Genomic DNA, 22,265 nt, shown 5'->3' with positions numbered 1-22,265 from the left:
TGCCCTACCCCTCCACCGGTTCCGGGGTCAGCCGGCCCAGCAGCTGGGCGACCGGGGTGAGCCCCAGCGCGGCCGTCGCGGCCGCGGCCTCCCCGGCAGGCAGGACGCGGGGTCCACCAACCGGCTGCACCGTGCCGTCCGAGGTGACGGTCACCGGGTACTCGGCCAGGTCGGGGCGGCCGCCCGGGCCCGGCCGCTCCGCGAGCAGCACCAGGCCGCGCAACCGGTCCGCGGCGCCGTCGGGCAGCAGCCGGTCCAGCGCGCCCGTGACCGCCTGCTGCACCGCGGCGGGCACGCCCCACCAGAAAGCCGCACCGGGCACCTCGGACAGCACCAGCACCGGACGTCGACCCGGGCCGGGCTCGACCCAGCGCGCCAGCACGGGCAGTGACTGCCCGGTCGGGGAGGTGACGTGCACGACGGTGGCCGTCGTCCGGCCGGTGCCGTCGGGCCGGTCGTCGACCAGCACCCGCTCGTCGGACCCGCCGGGGGACGGGACGTGGGCCGGGGCGTGGGCCGGAGCAGCACCCGGAGCGGGCGCCGTCGGGCGCGGGCCGTAGGGGAAGGGCGGTGGCGCGGCTCCCGCGGGACCACGGGACGGTCGGGTGGGTCCGGCCGCCCGGGCTCGGTCCGGCGGGACCGGCGCGATGTCCCGGACGACGCGCACGACGACCTCGTCCTCCTCCTCCGGCCACCAGCCCGTGGCGTTGGCGATCCTTGCCATCCGGGCCCAGTCGATCCCGGCGCTCGCCGTCCCGGCACCGTTCGCCGGGCCGCCGGGCAGGGCGGCGTCCAGCTCGAGCACCCGGTCCAGCTCGGGGCTGCCGGGGACGTCGCCCGGACCGAGGCCGTCCGCCCGGGCCGCGTGCAGCAGACGGGAGATCCGCTCGGGGGCCTCCGCGCGGGGTGCCACCGACAGCCCCGTGGCCAGTCGGGAGAGCGCGGCGCGGCCCGCGGGCTCGCCGGGCCGCGCACCGTCCAGGACGGCGCGGGCGACCGCTTCCGTCTGGGTCTGCATCCACTCGACCAACCGGACGACGAGCCCGGCAGGACGCCGGGGCACGGCGTCCTCGGCCTGCTGCTCGACCTGGACCGCGCGGGCGGTCGAGGCCGCCTCGGCCCGCCGGACGGCGTCCAACAGCCCGTCGCGGGCGGCCCGCGGTCGGCCCAGCTCGACCTCACGCAGTGCCACGGCCCGGGCGGCCTCGTGCACCTTCAGCGCGGCCGCCCGCTGCTCCCGGGTCGCGGCCCGGCTGTTCTCGGCCCAGGACTCCAGGCTGGTCGACACGCCCGCCGACACCGCGGCCCCGAGTGCGGCGACGACCGCCACGGCCCCGACCTGCGGCAGACCGGCCAGCGTCGTCCAGGTGCCCGGGTCCCAGAGCGCACCGGCGTCGGCGGCGAAGCTGGCGTGCCAGGCGACGACCGAGGCCACCGTGCCCAGGACCGGCGCGGCGACCGCGGTGGCCACCGACCGCACCCAGGGCGCGGTGACCGCCGCATCGGGGGTGACCGGGCCGGGCGCAGCGGGCACGGTGGGTCGGACCGGCGTGGGGCCGGGCACCACCGGCAGCTCCACCGCCGGGTCGGCCGGGCCGACCAGGGCGTCCAGCAGCCGGCGGCGGGCGACCTGCCGCTCGGCGCGGGCCTCCCGGACCCGGTCGACCCCGGCGGCGACGTCCTCGGCCGCGGCGAGGTCCTGCCGGCGGGCACGGGCGACGGCGCGGGCGTCGGCCACCTCGGCGTCGAGCAGCACGCGGGCAGCGGCGGGCAGGTCGGTCTTCGCCCGGGCCCGGGCCGTGGTGGCGCGCTCGACGGTGGAGGCGGCGGCGTGCTGCCGGACCGCGGTGGCCACGGCGGCGCCGACCGGCAGCACCCCGAAGGCGACCAGCGCGAGCGGGCCCACCCCCACGCCCAGCAGCACCCCGGGCAGGGCGGTGAGCGCACCGGGCACCGCGACCCCCCAGGCGGCCGAGGCCAGGTGGCTGCGCAGCCGGGGTACGGCGGTGGGGAGCGTGTCCAGCTGCGCGACGACGGGCTGCAGCGTGGGGTCCAGCAGGAGCCGGCGGTGCGGCCAGCCCAGGGCGTCGGGGTCGGACCCGGTCCCGGTGGGGTCGCTGAGCATCCCGGCGGCCTCGGCCGCGGCCCGCAGTCGGGTCTGCAGCGCCGGGTCCGGGTCGTCGCGTCCGGCGTCCAGCACGGCCTGTGCGGCGGTGGCGACGTCGGCCAGCCGGGCCCGGTCGGCCGACCCCAGGGACGCCGCGTCCAGCGGGCCGCGGACCCCACCGGGTGCCAGCACGGGACCCGACGGGGTCTGGTCGGCCATGCCGTCAGCGGCCGGGTCCCCGGTGACCGGCCGTCCGGTAAGTGGGCCGCGGACGGCTGCCAGCAGCCGTTCGGTGGCCTCGCGCGCCTCGACCTCGACCTGGAGCTCCGCGGCCGCACGGGCCTGCGCGGTGGCCGCACCCCGGGCCTGCTCCACGGCCTTGCGGGTCTGCTCGAGCTCGGCCTTCCGGTCGGCGAACGAGCGTTGCGCGTGCGCAACCAGCCCGGCCGCGGCCGTCGAGGCGAGCGCGCCCCAGGCCAGCGCCGGGGACAGCGGCAGCGCGACCAGGGCGAGGACCCCCACCCCGACCAGCGCGGTGGCCGGACCGGTCAGGCTCCGGGCGAGCCACGCGCCGAACCGCGGCACCGACGGCCGGACGTCGGGCGGGCCGGACGGCGTCGTGGCCACCACGTCCCCCGACCCGGTGGGGGCGGGGGCGGCGGGGGTGGTCGCCGGCGGCAGGACGCGACCGGGCCTCGCCCGGTCCGACCGGTCCACCCCGGCCGAGGCCAGCTCCGTCCGGAAGGCCTCGACCTCACCGGCCAGCCGGGCGGTGGCGGCGTCGAGGACCCCGCGGACCGCCGGGGACGGACCGCGCCGGGCGTCGTCGTGCACCGCCATCCGGGCGCTGAGCCGCGCGTGCGCCCGGTCGGCGAGGCCGAGCGCCGTCGAGGCCGCGACCCCGACCGCGGCGGAGGCCACCGCCGTCCCCAGCCTGGCCCAGTCCCCGCTGAGGGCACCGACGAGCAAGCCGGGCACCTGGGCGAGGACCGCGGGCAGGCCCCCGCCGACGAGCACCCGGACCGTCGTCGCCAGCCGGCCGGCCACGGCCTCGGGCACCGCGGAGGTGCCCAGCAGCTCGTTGAGGGTGCGCGCGTCCGCCTCGACGTCGGCCGGCAGCGCGGCCAACCGGAGCTCGACGTCCGGGCTGCCGCCGACGACCTGCCCGGTGGCGGTGTCCGCCGCGCCCTGGACGAGGCCGAGCTCGGTCAACAGCTCGGTCGCCGGTCCGCGGGCGCGCAGCCTGGTCGGGCCGGTGCCCTCCACCATCCATCGGCGCAGGTCGGCGAGCCGCTCGGCCTGCTCGGGGGAGACGACGCGTCCGGCCGTCAGCCCTGGTCGGCCACCATCTCCTGGTAGACCCCCGCTGCCGTGTCGTGGCCGTTCGACAGGACCGGTCGGACCGTCCCCCGGCGCACCAGGTAGGCCGAGTCGCCCCGCTGGCGGGGCGCCGGCGCCGTCCACCACGCGTCCCGGAACGGCCGGACGTCCCAGCTGCTCGGGTCCTGCTCCGTCGGGTCGACCCCCAGCCACCGCAGCACCGTCTCCAGTGCCTCCTGCGGTGTCCCCGGGGGTGTCGGTCCCGCTGTCTCGTGCTCGCTCAAGCGCTGCTCCCGTCCACGTGCCGCCCGGCTCCCGGACGGCTGCCTCGACCTGCCACACCTGCCGCTGGTAGCCCGGGGGCCACCCGGACGTCTCGCCGGTCTGCCCGTCCACCCACTGCACGCCGTCCTCGGTGACGACGGCGTTGAACCAGTGCCCGCCGTCGGGCCCCAGGTCCGGGTCGTGCCAGTCCACCCCGACGACGGCGACCGTGCGCACCGGCCGCCCGACGAGGTCGGTCTCCAGCGCCGCCCAGGCGTCGGCGGTGAACTGCACGTGGTCGGCGTCGGGTGCCGCGGTGAGGGTCTGCGTCGGCTGGCTCCCGGTCCAGGACCACATCTCCTGGCTCTCACCGGGCCGGAGGGCGCCGTCGCCCAGTGCGGGTCGGACGTCGATGCCCTGCGCGATGTCGGCCACCGCGCGGGAGCACTCACCGCAGTTGTTCGCCCACGGCTGGGCCTGCGCCGAGCGCGGGTCCAGGGCCCGCAGCACCGGGTTGACCGCCGGTACCCAGGCCGCCAGGTCTGCCAGCGGGTCGGTGGGCACCACCCGGGCCAGGGCGGCCGCGACGTCGTCCCCGGGTGACAGGTAGCGGCCGGGCTCGACGACCGAACGCGGGACACCCGTCTCGACGTCCCCGGGGCGGAACGCAGGTGCGGCCGCAGCAGGACGACGACCCCCCGGTCCACCGTCGAGGATCTCCGTTCCGCCGACCCGTTCCCCGGGCACGGCATCGCCGTCTAGTGCTCCACGACCCCCCGGTCCGGCCAGGTCCCCGTCTCGCGCTGCCGCTTCAGCACGGCCCGGACCAGCGTTGGCATGAGCGGTTCCTCCCCGCCCACCGTCGGCCACTGCGTCGGCGCCCTCGGATCGAGCACCACCCGTCTCGACAGGGCCCCCGGGTCGTCGCCCCACCGGTACTCGACCGTCTCCGGGGTCTCGCTCGCCTTGCGGTACACCAGGTACACCGCCATCCGTGCCCTCCAGACCTTCGATCGTCTCGTCGGCGCGGGTGGGCTCACCCGGCAGCCACTGCCCCTCCACCACGCGGTTCGCGGCCTCGTGGGCCTCGCGGTGGGTCGCCTCCGGGTTCTCCGCCCGGTGGCCGGACTCGGCGACCTGGTGCTCCACCAGGGCGACGTCGACCGCGGTGTGCGTGCCGCGGAGGACCCGGGTGAACGCCTCGGCCACGTCCGGGTCCGGGTCGAACCGGGCGCGGCGCGTGGGTCGGCCCGTGTCCGGGTCGGTCAGCAGGTGCTCGTCGACGACGACGTGCTGCAGCGCCCGGCGGACGTCCTCCGCACCGAACCCGGTGGAGCTGTCGGCGCGGGGGGCGTCGACCAGGTTGCCCGCCATCGTCGCGGCGGCGGCGGGGTCGCCGACCAGCGCGTCGTAGACCCGCTGTGCCCACTCCCCCTGCACGTCGGGGTCCAGCACGTCCCGCGGCCGGACCGCGCCCCCGGTCTCCAGGGGGGAGTCGTCCCGGGTCAGCTCGGCGGGAGGTCCACCAACGTCGAGCCCGCGGTCACCGCTGCCGCGTCCTCCGGGTGCAGCAGGAGCCCCAGCAGCTCGCCGTCCGCCGTCGTCCGCGAGTGGATCTCCCGGGACCGGACGCGCACCCGCTGGCCCGTCCCCTCGACCTGCAGGGTCGACGCGGTGAAGGGGATCTCCCCCTCCTCCAGCCAGCCCAGCGCCGCCGGGCCCGACCCGGTCAGCTCGTACGTCCTCTGCACCCGGTACCGCACGCCCACGTCCACCCTCCTCGTACGTCTGCCACGCGCCGTCCTCGACGCCGCGCGCCTCGGACTCCAGGTGCGCCGCCTCGGCAACGCCGGCCTCGACCGGGAGGGCGTGCGGGATCAGTCCGTCAGCTCGGTCCGCTCCTGCCGGAGGTCGGTCACCTCCGTCGGTGCTGCCGTCCCCACGTAGACCCCCGGCGCGGCCTTCGTCAACCCCAGGGTCCGTGCCTCCGTCTCGTCCCGGCCCAGGTACCCCAGCCGGAGGGCCCCCGACGGGGTCCGTCCCTCCACCCGGAACGGTGCTCCCCTCCACCGGCAGTACGTCGCCAGGCGGTACGGCTGCGCCTGGGTCCTGGGCAGCACCCGGGCCCACCGGCCGGTCAGCGTCGTCGTGAACTCCGGGTCCACCTGGACGTCGGCGAACACCTTCACCGAGCCCGGGGGGCGGCCCGTCGTCGCGGCCTCCCAGGTCCGACCCTGCCAGTCCACGTAGAGGCCGTCCGGACGGGTCGGTTCCTCCGGGTGCGGGGTCTCGGGCATCGGTGTCCTCCGTCGTCGTCGCTGCGGTGCTGGTCTGCTGGGCCTGCGCGCCCTCCACGGTGGGGAACCAGACGCCGTCCTCGAAGACGGCCAGCAGGGTCTCCCGGCCCTCGGGGTCCACCCCGTAGATCTCGGCGCCGTCGGGGAGGGGGGAGAAGTCGTCGGCCAGGAACTCGGGCACCCGGACGTCGGGGCTGGAGGTGAGGCCGTTGCCGGTGAACGGCGGGTCCCAGTCGTCCTGGCCCCCGAGCTCCGTGGAGTAGGGCGTGTGCAGCGCCGACGCCGACTCCACCGGGAAGCGCAGCACGGGGGTGAAGGAGTCCTGTGGTGTGTAGGGCGGGCGTCCGTTGCGCTCCACGTAGCCGGGGTCGTCGTACAGCAGCGCCAGTCCGTCGATGACCTGCGCCGGTGTCGTCAGGTCCTGCACGTCGGACGCGCGGGTGGTGAAGCCCTTCGTGCCGGCGGGGTCGAACAGGACGACGTCCCCGACGACGACCGGGGTGTTGGACAGGTAGTTGCGCAGGTGCTCGCCGGTCAGCGCGCGCTGCGCGAGGTCGCCGTCGGCCAGCACGACGGCGTCCCGGACGGTGCGCAGCACGGTCCGCTGGTCGGCGTCGAGGTCGGCCAGCGGGGTGGTGCGCAGGGCGTCGTAGGCCTCGGGGGTGACCCCGGGCGGGAGGTGTGCGGCCAGGTCGGCGTCGAAGGACGGCGGCAGGTCGAGCTGCGCCCGGGACCAGGAGGGCGTCACCCGGACCCCGTTGGCCAGCAGCACCTGACCGTCGTCGTCGAGGTTGCGAGGCGCGAGCGGTCCGGACGTGCCGTCGGAGGGCGACTGGTCGCTCGGGGTGCCGTCGCTGGGCGGCCCGTCGCCGGGCGGCGGGGTCAGCTCTGGATCAGACCCCGCTGCGGCCAGGCGCCCTCCCGACTGGCGGCCACCGCCGCCCGACCGATCACCTTCCCCGTCAGTGCCTGGCTGATCCCCTCCGGGAGCACCGTCTGCGACGGGTCCGCCTTGAGGATCGTCACCCGGTGCCCGGTCGGGTCCTCCGCCCCGCCGAAGAGGTACTCCACCTCCGTCTCGGTCTCGGCTGCCTTCGTGAACTCCAGGTAGATCGCCACGGGACCCTCCGTCGGGGATGCGCTGTCTGGTCTCGGGGCGCGGAGCCGGGATGTCGGACTCCCAGTCCGCCACCTCGTTGGCTGCCGCGTGCGCCTCGCGGTAGGGCGCACCCGGGTTCTGTTCGTAGTGCTGGAGCTCGGCCAGCTCGTGCTCGAGGAGCATGCGGTCCTGCGGCAGGTGCGCCCCGGGCTGCTGCATCCGGAACCACGCGTCGGCGATGTCGGCGTCGGCGTCGTACCGCCGCATCGACGTGCCGTCGCCCTCGGGACCGTCCAGCGGGTGCTGGTCGAGGAACAGGTGCTGGTGGACCGCGGCGAGCTCGGCGGCGCTGAACCCGGTCGACCCGTCGGCGCGTGGCGCGTCGGCGAGGGCCGCTGCCATCCGGTCGACCGCGCCCGGGTCGGCGCGGATCTGGTCGTAGGCGAGCCCGGCCCACACCTCCTGCCCGGCGTAGTCGGTGGCGCGCGGCCGGACGGCGCCACCTGTCTGGGCCTGGGCGTCCGCCCCGGGTTGGTCGGTCGACGCGTCGGTGGTGCCCGCAGCCGCGGCGTTCCTCGCGCGCAGGGCCTGCAGCAGCTGGTCGGAGGTGACGGGGCTGCCGTCGGGGTTGGTCGCCCCTGCCGCGGCGGCGTTCGCCGCGAGCGTGGACACGACGGAGTCGCGGGTGTCCACGGCCTGCTGCAGCCGCTGCTGGGTCTCCGCGTCGGCCCGGGTCCCCGCGTCCTGGCCGGTGTCGGTGTCGGTGTCGGTGTCGGTGTCGGTGGCCGTGTCGGTGCCGGTGGCCGCGTCAGTGCCGGTCGCCGCGTCAGTGCCGGTCGCCGTGTCGGTGCCCGTGGCCGTAGCGGCCGGGCCGTCGGTGGTTGTCGTGGTGGTTGTCGTGGTGTCCGTCGAGGTCGAGGCGGTGGACTCGGCCGACCTGGGGGACGCGGTCGCGGAGGACTGCTGACCGGCCGTCGTGGACGTCGTGGTCGGGGCCGGGGCCGGGCTCGTGGTCGACGTGCTGGTGGCTGCGGGGGCAGGGGCGGGTGTCGTGGCTGCCGGGGCGGCCGTGTCGGTGCCCGTCGAGGTGTCCGCCCCCGTCGAGGTGTCGGTCGCCGCGTCCGTACCCACCGACGGGTCCGAGGTCGCCGGGGCGCCGGTCGGGTCCGCGGTGGTGGAGGTGTCCGATGCCGCCGGGGACGCCGTCGTCGACGTGTCCGCGGGGGACGCGGGGGTGGTGTCGGTGGCGCTGGAGGCAGGCGGCCCGGACTCCGTCGGGCTCTGCGCCGCCGGGGACGTCGACGTCTCCCCCGGGGCCGAGGCCGTCGTCTCGGTCGTGCCCCCGCTGTCGGTGGTCGCCGGGGAGGACTCGGTGGTCGACGAGCTGCCCGGACCGCTGCTCGTCGAGCTGTCGCTGCCGCCGGACGTGCCGGAGTCGGTGCCCCCGCCCGAGGACGACGGGGACGAGTTCGCGGACGACGGCCCCTGGCCGCCACCACCCTGGCTCCCGGACCCCTGGGCCCCACCGCTCGCCGGGGCGCCACCGGACGGAGCCCCACCGGAGGGCGCCCCCCCGGAGGGAGCCCCACCGGACGGTGCGGCGGCCACGGGCGTCCCGCCCGCAGCGGCCGGCGCCCCCGAACCGCTCGCGCCGCCGGCGCCCGAGGTCGCCCCTCCGCCCCCGGCCCCCGCCGCCGCTGCGGACCCGGAGCCGGGGGTCGCCAGACCCGAGCCCGTGGCCGACCCGCTGCCCCCCTGGGCTCCCCCGCCCCCGGGAGCCTGCGCGCCCTGTCCCCCGGCCGCCGGGGCCGAGGTGCCCTGGCCGGCCGAGCCCGCGCCCGTCCCCGGAGCACCCCCGCTCCCGCCGGTGGTCGCACCGGCCCCGCCGAGCTGGCTCTGCGCGGCGTCGCCCCGCGCCACGGCTGCTGCTGCGTTGTTCGCGGCGGCGTCGGCCATGGTGGTCACCGGGTGCCGCACCGCCTGCGCGACCTCGACGCTGGTCGGGCTGATCGTCCCGGCCCGGCCGGCCCCGCCCAGCGCGGCAGCCAGCACGTCACCCCCGGTCGGCAGGGACCACTGCCCGTTGACCACGCCGTTGGTGAGGGTGTTGGCCAGCGGTGAGGTGATCGCGTTGTTCGCCGCGGCGTTGGCGGCGTTGCCCGGCCAGCGGCGGACGGCGTTGCCCACGCCGGGCAGGTTGCCGGTGGCGTCGCGGCCCACCCGGTTCAGCGGGAGGTTGCGGGTGGCCCGACTGAGCGCCGGCGCGACCGCACCGGCACCGATCAGCGCGCCGGCGGCACCCCCGGCGGCCGCGGTGAGCGTGTTGTTCCAGTTCCAGCTGTCCCGGGTGCCCTGGGCGATCTGGATGCCCTGGCTGATCGAGTCGATGAGGACCTCCTCGCCGACCTCCTCGATCACCTCCCGACCCATCCGGTTGGCCAGGTTGCGGGCCATGCTCTGCGCCGCGCGCTCGCCGACCTCCTGGGCCGCCTCCCGGGCGACGGCCCGGGTCAGGGCCTTGGTCGCGAACTTCTTGGCGACCGCGGCGATGATCTTCTGGATGATCTGACCGATCGCGGTGCGCGCGGTGGCGGCGATCGGACCGAGGGCACCGAGCGAGGCCCCACCGCTGAAGAACGCGGCCACGACGGCGATGAACGCCGCGATCACCGCCACCCAGAAGGCGACGTTGATCGAGATCTTCCCGAACTGGGTCTCCCGGGCGAAGTTGTCGGTCTGCATCGCCATGGACTGGGCGTTCTGCATCAACGCGACCAGACCGGCCTCCGGGGAGGCGACCAGCTGCGAGCTGAGGTCCTCGAAGGTGGTCGCAGCCGGCGCGTCCCACCCGGCCTTGAGCTGGCTGCTGGCGTCGCTGAGGTCGGAGGCAGCGGTGGAGAGCTCCTCGACGAGGTCGGACCAGGCGGCGCTGATGTCCCAGACGGCGCTCTCGCTGCCCTCGGGCCAGCTCTGGCCCGCCACGATCATGGAGACGAGGTCGACGAACCAGTCGGGCTGGTCGCCGATCTCCCACGCGGGGCTGACGTCGCCGGAGCTCACGTCACCCCCGTCTCGTCGTGCTGCTCGGTCGTCGGCGGGCAGTCTGGCAGGACGGTCCGTCCAGAACGGTCGGACCTGCCGACCGACCCGTGATCAGGAGGAGGGGCCGCGCAACGCGTCGCGGATCGAGACCCGCGGGGCCTCGTCGTCCTCCCGGTCCGTGGGCAGGTCGGTCAGCTCCGTGTGCACGGCCGCCGACTGCGGTCCGGGCGCTGCGCCGCCGCCCTGCTGACCGCCGCCGGCGGCACCGCCGGCACCCATCGGGGCACCGGAGGACTGCTGACCGGCCTGACTCGACGCGCCCGGGTCGGCCCCGGCGGGGGACTGCAGCGGCTGGACCGCCTCGAGCGGCGTCGCGCGCTCCAGGGGCGCGGACGCCTCGGCGGGCGCCGACGCGGCCTGCGCCTGTCCCACCACTTCGGCAGGTGCGTCCACCGGTGCGGACGACGCCTCCACCGACGGAGCCGAGGAGCCGGCCGTGCCCAGGGCGACCGCCTGGTCGCCACCGCCACCGCCGCCACCGCCGCCGCCCGCGCTGGACGTCGCTGCGTCCGACGTCAGCGCGACGGCCTGGTCCCCACCGCCGCCGCCGGTCGACGGCGCAGGGTCCGACGTCAGCGCGACCACCTGGTCACCACCGATGGACCCCGCCCCGGACGTCACCGTCGGTGCACCCCCCTGGTCCCCACCGTGTCCGCCCTGCCCGGTGCCCGGGCCGCCGTCGGTCGACAGCGCCACGACCTGGTCGCCACCCTGCCCGCCGCCGTGTCCCGGCCCGCCGTCGGTCGACAGCGCCACGACCTGGTCGCCGCCGTGGCCACCGCCGTGCCCGTCGGGTCCAGCGTGCCCGCCCTGACCGCCGCCGCCCTCCAGGGAGCCGAACGCCGACACGACCTCGGCGTGGTCGCCGCCGGGTCGACCACCCTCACCGCGTCCACCCTCGCCGCGTCCACCCTCGCCGTGGCCGCCCCCCTCGCCTCGCCCGCCGTCCACGGGTGCCCAACCGTCCGTCGCCACGGCCACGACCTGATCGCCGCGACCGCCTCGACCGCCCTGGCCGCCCTGGCCGCCGGCCGGCACCAGGCCGGCCTCGACGACCTGCGCGCCGTCGCCCCGACCACCGCGGCCGCCGACGGGGGCGAAGGCGGAGACCACGGCCGACGAACCGCCGGCCGATGCACCGCCACCGCCACCACCACCGCCGCCGGAGGCGCCACTGCCGCCGCCGCTCCCGCCGCCCGCGGCGGGCGCCCCGGTGAACTGCCCGTCGGCCTGCCGGACGGGTGCGGCCTGCTCCTCGTCCGAGGCCAGGGAGTTGCCGATGGCCGTCCTGGCGTCCTGGCCCAGCTCGTGCAGGCGGGTGGAGTGCTGCTCGATGCCGTCGGCGACCTGCCCCGACGCGGTCGGGTAGTCGGCGGCGAACTGCGCACCGGCGCCGTCGGCGCCCCAGGGTGCGGCGCCCTCGAGGCCGCGGATGGTGCTCAGCCGGGCCTGGACGTTCTGTCCGAGGGCCGTGTCGGCGGCCTCCCAGGCGGTGATCCCCTTGCCGGCCTGGGCCTCGTCGATGCGTACCTCGTCGCCGCTCATCCCGTCACCTTCCCTGGATCTGCTGGTTCATCGCGCCGAGCATCCCGTCGAGGTCGCCCTCGACGGTGGCCCGCATCTGCTCGGGCGGGATGATCGACTCGAACGTCTCCACGACCTGGTCGCGGGCCTTCCCGATGGCCTTCTGCACGGTCGCGGTGATGGTGTCGGCCAGCTCCCGCGAGTCCGGCCGCCGGTAGATGCGGGGGTCCAGGTCGAGCCGGACGAGGTCCCCACGCGGCCCGACGGTCACCGTCACCAGCCCGTCCTTCGACTTCTCGGTGACCTGGACGGCGCGCGCCTTCTCCACCAGGGCCGGCGCCTGCTCGACCATCTGGGAGAACTTCTGCTGCAGCTGCTCCGAGTAGGCACGCAGCGCCGCGGTCTCCGGCAGCTCGCTGGGTTCCACGGGGTCCTCCTCGGCGTGCGCGCAGGTCTCGGGCCGGGTGGGACGATACTGGTCCGGTCCGGTACGCACCTGCGATCGGGGACGACGACGCACGATCGGGGGACGGGCGCGTGCACCGCTGGGCCGGACGGGGCGGGCTGCTGGTGACCGCGACGCTGCTGCTCCCCCTCGGTGTGGCGGCCCCCGCGGCGGCCGTCCAGGTCTGCGAGCAGCCACCGGCAGCCGCCGGCACCGTCCCGGACGTGCCGTGGCCCCAGCTGTCCTGGGACCCGGCGGAGACGGTGTGGCCGTTCAGCACCGCAGCGGGGGTCACCGTCGCCGTGCTCGACACCGGCGTGCAGGCCGACGTCCCGCAGCTGGCCGGGCACGTGCTCGAGGGCGTCGACCTGGTGCGCGGGGGTCCGGCCACCGTCGACTGCGTCCCGCACGGCACCGCCCTCGCCGGCATCGTCACGGCGCAGGCCGCCGACGGCGTCGGCTTCCGCGGGCTGGCCCCGGACGCCTCGGTGCTGCCCGTGCAGGTCACCGACCAGGCGGCGACGGCGCCCGACGCCGACGCGGTCGACCCGGCCCGGGTGGCGGCGGGCATCGACGCAGCGGTCGGCGCCGGTGCCGGGGTGGTGCTCCTCGGGGTGGTCCTCTACGCCGACGACCCGGGGGTCGCGGCGGCCGTGGAGCGTGCGCAGGCCGCCGGTGTCGTCGTCGTCGCCCCGGTCGGGGACGGCCACGACGGCCAGCGGGACGGCACCGGGCCCACCACGGGCCGGGCCACCCCGTACCCGGCGGCCTACGACGGCGTCATCGGCGTCGGCGCCGTCGACGCCTCCGGCCTACGGGCGGCCTCCTCCCAGGTGGGCGACTACGTGGACCTGGTCGCCCCGGGGCAGGACGTCGTCTCGGCAGCGCTGGGCGGTCAGTCCCTCTACGAGGGGACGGCGTTCGCCGCGGCCTACGTCGCTGCCGGTGCGGCCCTGCTCGTGGGCGACCCCGACCTCGCCCTCCCGCAGGGCGCCGAGCGGGTCACGGCGGTGGCCCGCAGGCTCACCGCCACGGCCGTCGCCCCGCCGTCGTCCACGGGGTACGGCGCGGGTCTGTTCTCCCCGGGCCGGGCGTTGACCGAGTCGTTGACCGACGCGGCCCCGGCCCCGCTGCCCGGTCGCAGCACCCCGTCTCCGGACCCGGCCGCCGAGGCCCGCGCGGCCGCCGAACGGTCGGCCGCGGCGACGTCCACCGGCTGGGCGCTGGGCCTCGGAGCGGTGGCCGTGCTGGTCGCGGTGGTCACCCTCGTCGTGCCCCGCGCCCGTCGGCGCGGGTGGCGCACCGGACGCCCCGCGCCGGTGGTGCGGGACGAGGTGGAGCCCGGGTTCATCCCCGGCGACGCGCTGTTCCGCCCGCCTCCCCTGCCCTGAGCCTCCTGGGCCCCGGACGCGCGACGGCCGCCGTCACCGGGTGGGGTGACGGCGGCCGTCGAGGGACCTGTCCGGCGTCAGCCGCCGGAGACGAGGTTCGTGTTGCGGCTCTCCACGCCCTGCGAGGTCTCGGCTGCGCTGGTCAGCGAGGCCTGGAACTGCTGCAGAGCGGACTTGATGTTGTCCGAGGCCGTCGTCCACTGGCCCTGACGGGTGCCGTAGGCCTGCTGGGCGTCGGAGTCCCACGTCGCCATCAGCTTGTTCACCTGGGCGTTCACGTCGGACAAGGACGCGTCCAGCCCCGAGGTCGCCTTCGACACGTCGGAGGCCGCGTTCTGCTGGAGGGTCCAGCTGACCTGGTAGTCGCCACCGCTGCTCATCGTCTGGGTCTCCTTATCGGGTCAGGCCGGACGTGATGCCGCCGGCAGCACTGTCGACGCTGGTCATCGACGAGCCCATCTCGTCGTCGGCCTGGGTGTAGTTCGTACCGGCCGTGCCCACGTCTGCGGCGATGGACCCCAACGCCTGGTACATCACGTCGCTCTCGTTCTTGACCGTGGCCCGCACGCGGGCGAAGGCGGTCGCGAACTGACCGCGCGACGCCTGCTCCAACAGGGTCAGGTCGCCGTCCAGGGTGCGGAACGTCGACGCCAGAGCGGTCGATGCGTCGGTCGCCGAGCGGGCGAACTCCGCCATCTGCTGTGGGCTGGCACCTGTGCCGTCTGCCATGTGTCCTCAATCCCTCGTGTCCGGCCGTGGTGGACCGGTCGGGCCGTGGTGACGCTCGATGGCGCCGTGAGCGAGGCGAACGGTACCCAAGAGGGCCGGAGCCCGCGACCCTCAGCTGCCGCAGACCCCGTCCCGGACCCGCAGCTCACCCGTATGGGCGATGAGCGCAGGTCAGGCCGGTGCGGCCGCGGCGACCGGGTCCAGAGCCGGCCCCTGGGGCACCCGGGCCACGAGCGACTCGGGCAGCGCCAGCGCCTCGACGTCGGCGTACCCGAGGGTCGCGGCGACCTCGTCGTCGGGGACGGCGAACCGCCGTCCGTCGTCGGTCACCAGGAACAACGGGCCGGTGCCGGCGGTGGCCGAGGACAGCGACCGGACCAGCGCCCCGCCGCCCGGGGGGACGACGACGGCGTCGGCGAGCACCGTGCCCTCGGAGCTGCGCTGGGGGGTGTCCGCCGCGGCGGCGGTGTCCACCTCGGCGCCCAGGGAGACCCGGGCGGGCTCCTCGGCACCGGCGAAGGCCGCGCACAACGTCGTGCTCTCCGACGACGGGTCGGCGACCGGGGGCTGCTCCGCCGGGGGGTCGGCCGAGGTCGGCTCGGGGAGGGCCACCCGGTCGGTGGCGTTGGCCTCGGCCGCGGACAGCGGCAGCGCCTCGGGCCGGGCGCCGCCGTAGACGCTGCCCTGGATGTCCGGGTCGGCGAGCAGGAGCGTCGACTGGACCTGGGTGATCTCGATGATCGCGTCGACGTCCACCTGGTAGTACTGCTCGTCGCCGTTGGGCGACTGCACGACCCGGACCTGGCCGACGACGCCCCCGGGGACGGCGGACGAGGGCTGCCCCCGGTCGGCGACCGGCTCCGGGGCCAGCGCACGCCCCTCGGGGAGCCCGTCCAGCCACGCCGTGCCGACCTGCACCTGGGGCTCGTCGCGCAGGACCAGGCCCTCGAGCAGCACCTGCTCGTCGGGCACCGGGAACTGCCGACCGCCCCAGACGACGTGCAACGTGCCGTCCTCGACGTCCCGGACCAGCACCATGGCCTCGCCCAGCTCGGCACCGCCGCGGGCACCGCCGCCGACCAGCAACGCGGTGCGCGGCTCGGTCTCCCCGCTGCTGAGCTCGACCGGGGCGGCGCAGAGGGTCCACGGGTCGGCCGAGACGGCGTCCGCCGGGGGCAGGGAGTCCGGCCCGCCGACGATCCCCAGCCGCTGACCGCGGGGGGCGGCGCCCAGCGACTCCCGGGACACCGACACGGTCTCCGTAGTGCCGGCCAGGAGCACGGCCGAGGCGTAGTCGGTCACCGGGTGCAGGGCGAAGTCGCCCCCTGCGCCCTCGAGCCAGACGTAGCGCGCCCCGGTGCCCTCCTCCACGAGGACGGCACCGGACTCCTGCCACGAGGTGTTGCCCCCGGGCCGGATCACGCCGATCACCCCGGTGACCGCCAGGGACAGCACGGCGACCATCACCCCGGCGAACACCGCCCCGGTCGAGCGCTTCAGCGGGTCCTGGGCCGGGTCGGTCTCCCGCAGCACCAGCCCGGAGACGACGCGACGGACGAGGAACTGGTAGCTCTGGTAGAGGTCCCGGCGACTGGCCACCGGGTCAGCCGTACAGCCCGCGGACGTAGCCGTACAGGCCCACGACCACACAGACGGTGGGGATCACGGCCAGGACGACCAGCACGTCGAGGACGTCGGCCAGCCGGCCGACGTAGGGGCCGGGGGTGCGGTCCCGGTAGACCAGACCGGAGACCAGGACGACGGCGGCGGCCACGACGAGCACCGGCAGCACCACCGCGATCCGGGTCCCGGGCTCCAGGCCCACCGCCGCGGCGACGGCCAGCAGCAGCAGACCGCCGGCCCCGCCGGCCAGGAGCGGCAGCCGGTGTCGCAGCGCCGGGAAGAGCCGCGCGCGCAGCAGGCCCGCCACGGCGACGAGGGCGACCAGCACCAGCGCCGACGTCCGGCCGCTGCCCACCAGCAGGACCGCGGCGAGCACGGAGGTGAGCGCCCCACCCCCGAGCATCCCGGTCAGCAGCTCGTCGGAGCGGCGGACCCGGGCCAGGACCCGGGCCCGGGACACCGGCGGCGGATCGGCGAGCAGGTCCTCGGTGGTCGAGGGCAGCGTGGGCACCGGCAGCCCGCCGAGCCGGATGCTCAGCAGCGGCACCAGCGGGGTGACGGCGACGACCACCGCGGTGGTGATCGCAGCCGCGTCCACCGCGTCCACCGCGTCGGTGCGGGCCACGAGCGCGCCGAGCAGACCGCTCAGGCCGACCACCACGCCACCGACGGCGTACTGCGTGCGCCCGGCCACCCCGACCAGGGCGAGCACCGAGGCCACCACGAGCGCCACCGACCCGCTGAGCACCTGGGCCGGGGACACCGCGCCCAGCGGCAGGTCGCCGAGCCCGACGACCACGCCGCCCGCGGCCGCGCCCGCGGTGCCCACGACCGAGAGCGCCGTGCCGGCGTCGGCGTCGGCGGCCACCCGGGACACCACGACCCCGCCGGCCACGGCGAGCAGCCCGACGCCGAGCAGGAGCAGGCCCGGCAGCGTCCAGGACGGCCCGGTGGTGAGCAGCAGACCGACCGCGACCAGCAGGGCGGCCGTCGAACCGGCGACCCCGGCACGGCGGGTGGCCGCGCTCCCCCACGTCCGGCTCTGCGCCCGGGCGTCGGTGGCGATGGCGTCGACGACGTCGTCGTAGTCCAGTTCGGGCCACTCGGCCTGACGGGGCAGCAGGTGCAGCACCTCGCCGTCCCGCAGCTCCTGGGCGGCCAGGGAGCGGGCGGAGTCGACGAGCGTGCCGTCCGAGCGCCGCAGGACCCAGCCGCCGTGGTCCTGGCCCTCGTCGGCCAGCCCCTCACCGGCGTTGCGCAGCACCGCGGGCAGGAGCTCGGCCACCGGCACGGACTCCGGCAACGCCACGTCGATCCGTCGCCGTGGGGCGGCCACGGTCACCCGGGCGAGCCCACCTCCGACCGCACGCGTCACCGCTCGCCCACCCGTCCGTCTCGACCCGACCCGACCCACGGGACCCGTCCGGGGGGTCGTCCCCCGCCCGGCGCGCCCATACGATACGGATCGGTCGGCACCCGGCCCGTCGTGGCACACCGCACCCAGGCACACACGCAGCAGGGACCCAGGAGGTCGCGCCATCAGCACGGTCGTGCTCCGCCGCCAGCCCCGCCGGGACGCCCCCGAGCTCCCCTCGGGCGAGGTCGTCCTCGACCCGCCCCCGGAGATCCCCGACGCCGGCGGTCGCAAGTGGACCCAGATGCTGATGATGCTGCCGATGCTGGCCGGTGCCGGGGCGATGATGCTGATGTTCTCCGGCGGCCGCGGCGGCCCGCTCGGCTACGTGGCCGGGGGCCTGTTCGGCGTCTCGGCGCTGGGCATGGTCGCCATGGGCTTCATCAACGGCGGTGGCGGCGGCAAGAAGGAGATGGCCGCCAACCGGCGCGCCTACATGCGCCACCTGTCCCTGCAGCGCCGTTCGGTGCGCCGGACGGCGGCGCAGCAGCGCGAGGCGATGCTCTACCGGCACCCCGAGCCCGACCAGCTGTGGGTGACCGCGGCCAGCCACCGCCTGTGGGAACGCCGGGCCGAGCACGCCGACTTCGGCGTCGTCCGGATCGGCCGCGGCCCGCAGGCGCTGGCCACCCCCGTCGTCCCCCCGCAGACCCGCCCGCTCGACGAGCTCGAGCCGCTGTGTGCCAGCGCGCTGCGCCGCTTCGTCCTCACCTACTCCACCGTCCCCGAGCTGCCGGTCGCGATGGCGGTGAACGGGTTCTCCCGGGTGCACCTGGTGGGCCCGCGCGAGCGCACCCGCGCCCTGGTCCGCGCGGTGATCGGGCAGCTGGCCGTGCACCACAGCCCGGACGACGTGCTGGTCGCCGTCGTCGCCGGGACCGAGGAGCGCCCCGGCTGGGAGTGGGCCAAGTGGCTCCCGCACGGCCTGCACCCCGAGCGCACCGACGCCCTGGGCAAGCTGCGCCTGGTCACCCCGACCGTGCCGGCGCTGGAGGCGATGCTGGACGACCTGCTCGCCGTCCGGCCGCGGTTCAACCCCGCCGGGGCCACCGCGCAGGTCGCCGGTGCCCACGTGGTCGTGGTGCTCGACGGCGGCGACGTCGCCGGGTCCAGCCACCTGATGAGCGACGGCGGCGTCGAGGGCGTCACCGTGCTGGACCTGTCCACGCCCCCGCCGCGGCTGCTGGACCGCGGCACGCTGGTGCTCGAGGTCGACGAGACCGGGCGGATGCGCAGCCGCACCACCGACGGCGCCGCGGAGATCGGCCGGGCCGACGAGCTGGCCGCACCGCTGGCCGAGGCACTGGCCCGCCAGCTGTCGCCGTTCCGGCTGTCGGCCGGCGCGCGCGGGGAGCAGGCGATGAGCACCGCCATGGGCCTGGCGGACCTGCTCGACATCTCCGACCCGTTCACCTACGACGTGGCCGCCGGCTGGGCCCCGCGCCCCAACCGGGACCTGCTGCGCGTCCCGATCGGCATCGGCCCCGACGGCTCGCCGATCGAGCTGGACATCAAGGAGTCCGCCCAGGACGGGATGGGCCCGCACGGCCTGCTGGTCGGCGCGACCGGGTCGGGCAAGTCCGAGCTGCTGCGCACCCTGGTGCTCGGCCTGGCCGTCACCCACGACTCCGAGACGCTGAACTTCGTCCTGGTCGACTTCAAGGGCGGCGCGACCTTCACCAAGCTGGACCGGTTGCCGCACACCAGCGCCGTCATCACCAACCTGGCCGACGAGCTGCCCCTGGTCGACCGCATGGTCGACGCCATCAACGGCGAGCTGCTGCGCCGTCAGGAGCTGCTCCGCTCGGCGGGCAACTACAGCTCGCTGCGCGACTACGAGCGGGCCCGCACCTCCGGGGTCCCGCTGGCCCCGATGCCGACGCTGCTGATCATCTGCGACGAGTTCAGCGAGCTGCTCAGCGCCAAGCCCGACTTCATCGACCTCTTCGTGCAGATCGGCCGGGTGGGCCGTTCCCTCGGCGTCCACCTGCTGCTGGCCAGCCAGCGACTGGAGGAGGGGCGGCTCCGCGGCCTGGACACCCACCTGTCCTACCGGATCGGGCTGCGCACCAACTCGGCGATGGAGAGCCGGGTCGTGCTGTCGGCCCCGGACGCCTACGAGCTGCCGCGTGCCCCCGGGCACGGCTACGTCAAGTTCGGCACCGAGGCGCTCGAGCGCTTCCGCGCGGCCTACGTGTCGGGCACCTACAAGCGCCAGAGCGAGCGCGGTGAGGTGCAGGCCGCCGAGGGCCCGACCGTGCACGCCTACGACACCCAGTACCTGGCCCCACCGGTGACCACGGTCGACCCGGACGAGCCCGCCGCCACCGACGACGACAGCGTCGGGGAGAGCCTGCTCGACGTGCTCGTCGAGCGGCTGGAGGGCCGCGGCGCCCCGGCGCACGAGGTGTGGCTGCCCCCGCTGGCCGAGCCCGCCACGCTGGACCAGCTGCTGCCCGCGCTGGTGGCCCACGACGACCGGGGCTGCACCGTCGACGCCCCGGACCTGTGGGGGACGCTGCGCGCCCACGTCGGGATCGTCGACAAGCCGCTGGAGCAGCGCCGTGACCCGCTGGTGCTGGACCTGTCCGGTTCCGGTGGCCACCTGGCCGTGGTCGGTGGACCGCAGTCGGGCAAGAGCACGGCGCTGCGGTCGCTCGTCGCGAGCATGTCGCTGACCCACACCCCGCGCGAGGTGCAGTTCTACTGCCTGGACTTCGGCGGCGGGACGCTGTCCAGCCTGGCCGAGCTGCCGCACGTGGGCACCGTCTCCTCCCGTGCGGACGGCGACCAGGTGCGGCGCACCATCGCCGAGCTGCAGGGCCTGCTCGCCCACCGGGAGGCCCGCTTCGGCCGCGAGCGCATCGACGGCATGGGCACCTACCGGCGCCGACTCCGCTCGGGGCAGGTCTCCGACGACCCCTACGGCGACGTCTTCCTCGTCGTCGACGGCTGGCTCACCGTGCGCAACGAGTTCGAGGAGCTCGAGCCGGTCATCACCGACCTCGCCAGCCGGGGTCTGTCCTACGGCATCCACGTGGTGGTCTCGGCCGGGCGCTGGATGGACCTTCGCCCCGCCATCCGCGACCTCTTCGGCACCCGGCTCGAGCTGCGGCTGGGCGACCCCAGCGACTCGGTGCTGGACCGGCGGACCGCGGTCAACGTGCCCGCCGAGACCCCGGGCCGGGGGATCACCCCCGAGAAGCTGCACCTGCTCACCGCGCTGCCCCGCATCGACGGCGAGCAGTCCGTCGAGGACCTGGCCGACGGCGTCGCCGGTCTGGTCGACGAGGTCAAGACCCGGTGGCAGGGCCCGGCCGCTCCCGGCGTCCGGCTGCTGCCCGCACTGGTCGAGCACAGCTCGCTGCTGAGCGACCCCAACCTGGGCATCGCGATCGGGCTGACCGAGAACGACCTGTCCACGGTGCACCTGGACCTCTCCAGCGAGCCGCACCTGGTCGTGTTCGGCGACGCCGAGTCCGGCAAGAGCGCGTTCCTGCGGACCTTCGCCCGCCGCCTGGTCGAGGAGCGGTCGGCCTACGACGTCCGGGTGCTCACGCTGGACTTCCGGCGCTCGCTGCTGGGCGTCGTCGAGGGCGAGCACAGCATCGGCTACGGCACGTCGGCGCCGATGGCGCGGGACATGATCGCCGAGGTCGCCGAGGTGATGCGCAGTCGCCTGCCCGGCCCGGACGTGACCGCGGCCCAGCTGCGCGACCGCAGCTGGTGGGACGGCCCCGAGCTCTACCTGGTCATCGACGACTTCGACCTGGTGGCCGCGAGCAACCCCAACCCGCTGCTCCCCCTGGTCGACTTCCTGGCGCAGGGGCGGGACGTCGGGCTGCACGTAGTGCTCACCCGGCGCAGCGGCGGCGCCGGCCGGGCCCAGTTCGAGCCGTTCCTCATGCGGCTCAAGGAGCTGGGCACCCCGGGCATCGTGATGAGCGGCGACCGGAGCGAGGGTGCCCTGGTGGGCAACGTCCGGCCGATGCCTCTCCCGCCCGGTCGGGGCTGGCTGGTGACCCGCAAGCGCGGGACCGAGCTGGTGCAGGTGGCCTGGGCGGACCCGGCGGGCTGAGCCACCCGATCGTGTGGTGCAGGCCGCTGGGGACCGCCGTCGGGGCTGCGACCAGCCGGAACGGCCCGGTACCCTTGCGCGCGCAGCACCCCCGGCCCCCGCGGCCGGGCACGACCACGACCCACCCACATCGATGCGGGGAGACGACGTGAGCGACGAGACCAGGGCCGATGCCGACGGCATCTCCGACTTCGGGATGCAGACCGTCGAGCAGACCAAGACCCTGGCGGACGGGTTCACCAGCAACGCCGCGGACGTGATGGGTGCCAACGTCGGGGTGAGCGGCCTGGACACCGCTGCGTACTTCCAGGGTTCCTACGCCAACCACGCCGAGGCCCTGGCCGCGTTCATCGCCGAGGCCGGGGACGGCCTGATGTCCCTGGGCTACGCCGGGGTCACGGTCGCCCAGAACTACCGGGACGGCGACGCGGACCAGCAGGCGCTGATGGACGGGGTGGGCGCGGCCTTCGCCCCGCCCCCGGGCACCCCTTCCCTGCAGCGTGACCGCGAGGAGCAGCAGCGCAACGCCGCGGACCAGGGGCCTGCCACCGGGGACGCGCCCACGGCCTGGAGCCCGCCCCCGCCCACCGGCCCGATGGTGTGCACGCCCAACGGCAACGTCCCGGCCGGCTCCGGCGAGGACGACGAGCCCACGCCGTTCGAAGAGGTCCAGGACGTCAACGAGGACATCGGCGACGGCGCCGAGGCCGACTTCAACGCCGCCGACCACGCGGACGAGACCCGCGAGAACGTCGAACGGGCCGAGGACGAGGCGGACGACGAGGTGCTCATGGCCCCCGGTGACCCGTCGGCCGCGAGTCCGTCGCCGGCCACCGCCTGACGGGTCGCGCGGGCTCGAGCACGTGCAGCCC

Annotated in this window: 10 protein-coding genes; 3 read left to right on the top strand and 7 right to left on the bottom strand. The window is 76.2% G+C overall.

Translation table 11 applies throughout. The features are described 5' to 3' along the window. Positions 1 to 4 precede the first annotated feature (4 nt). The 3 genes from ASG36_RS12515 to ASG36_RS12505 form a co-directional block, all read right to left on the bottom strand. Complete coding sequence (locus ASG36_RS12515; protein ID WP_055764197.1) at positions 5 to 10,147, bottom strand: toxin glutamine deamidase domain-containing protein; 10,143 nt, start codon at positions 10,145 to 10,147, stop codon at positions 5 to 7. A gap of 93 nt (positions 10,148 to 10,240) precedes the next feature. Next, complete coding sequence (locus tag ASG36_RS21965) at positions 10,241 to 11,734, bottom strand: hypothetical protein (RefSeq protein ID WP_055764196.1); 1,494 nt, start codon at positions 11,732 to 11,734, stop codon at positions 10,241 to 10,243. A 4-nt stretch (positions 11,735 to 11,738) separates the two neighbouring features. Beyond that, on the bottom strand, positions 11,739 to 12,140 hold the full coding sequence (locus ASG36_RS12505; RefSeq protein WP_082523048.1) for a YbaB/EbfC family nucleoid-associated protein: 402 nt from the start codon (positions 12,138 to 12,140) through the stop codon (positions 11,739 to 11,741). A gap of 110 nt (positions 12,141 to 12,250) precedes the next feature. On the opposite strand from ASG36_RS12505, the gene ASG36_RS12500 reads away from it, so the two are divergent. Then, a complete protein-coding gene (locus ASG36_RS12500; protein WP_055764195.1) occupies positions 12,251 to 13,549 on the top strand; it encodes a S8 family serine peptidase in 1,299 nt (432 codons plus the stop codon). 77 nt (positions 13,550 to 13,626) lie between these two features. Here ASG36_RS12500 and ASG36_RS12495 read toward each other — a convergent pair whose 3' ends face one another. The 4 genes from ASG36_RS12495 to eccD all read right to left on the bottom strand — a co-directional run bounded on the left by ASG36_RS12495 (position 13,627) and on the right by eccD (position 17,276). After that, positions 13,627 to 13,929: a WXG100 family type VII secretion target gene (locus tag ASG36_RS12495; RefSeq protein WP_055764194.1), complete on the bottom strand. Its 303-nt coding sequence runs from the start codon at positions 13,927 to 13,929 to the stop codon at positions 13,627 to 13,629. Positions 13,930 to 13,942: 13 nt separating this feature from the next. Beyond that, the gene (locus ASG36_RS12490; RefSeq protein WP_055764191.1) at positions 13,943 to 14,245 is read right to left on the bottom strand and encodes a hypothetical protein; all 303 of its coding nucleotides are present in this window, start codon (positions 14,243 to 14,245) and stop codon (positions 13,943 to 13,945) included. 204 nt (positions 14,246 to 14,449) lie between these two features. Next, the gene (gene eccB / locus ASG36_RS12485) at positions 14,450 to 15,877 is read right to left on the bottom strand and encodes a type VII secretion protein EccB (protein ID WP_055764188.1); all 1,428 of its coding nucleotides are present in this window, start codon (positions 15,875 to 15,877) and stop codon (positions 14,450 to 14,452) included. Between the two features lie 4 nt (positions 15,878 to 15,881). After that, positions 15,882 to 17,276, bottom strand: a complete 1,395-nt coding sequence (gene eccD / locus ASG36_RS12480) for a type VII secretion integral membrane protein EccD (protein ID WP_055765057.1) — start codon at positions 17,274 to 17,276, stop codon at positions 15,882 to 15,884. Between the two features lie 175 nt (positions 17,277 to 17,451). On the opposite strand from eccD, the gene eccCa reads away from it, so the two are divergent. Beyond that, positions 17,452 to 21,393: a type VII secretion protein EccCa gene (gene eccCa / locus ASG36_RS12475; RefSeq protein ID WP_235494919.1), complete on the top strand. Its 3,942-nt coding sequence runs from the start codon at positions 17,452 to 17,454 to the stop codon at positions 21,391 to 21,393. A 148-nt stretch (positions 21,394 to 21,541) separates the two neighbouring features. Further along, complete coding sequence (locus ASG36_RS12470; RefSeq protein WP_055764184.1) at positions 21,542 to 22,234, top strand: hypothetical protein; 693 nt, start codon at positions 21,542 to 21,544, stop codon at positions 22,232 to 22,234. Positions 22,235 to 22,265 lie beyond the last annotated feature (31 nt).

Source organism: Geodermatophilus sp. Leaf369 (assembly GCF_001424455.1).
Taxonomy (GTDB): Bacteria; Actinomycetota; Actinomycetes; order Mycobacteriales; family Geodermatophilaceae; genus Klenkia.
This window is presented reverse-complemented; position numbering and strand designations above follow the sequence as displayed.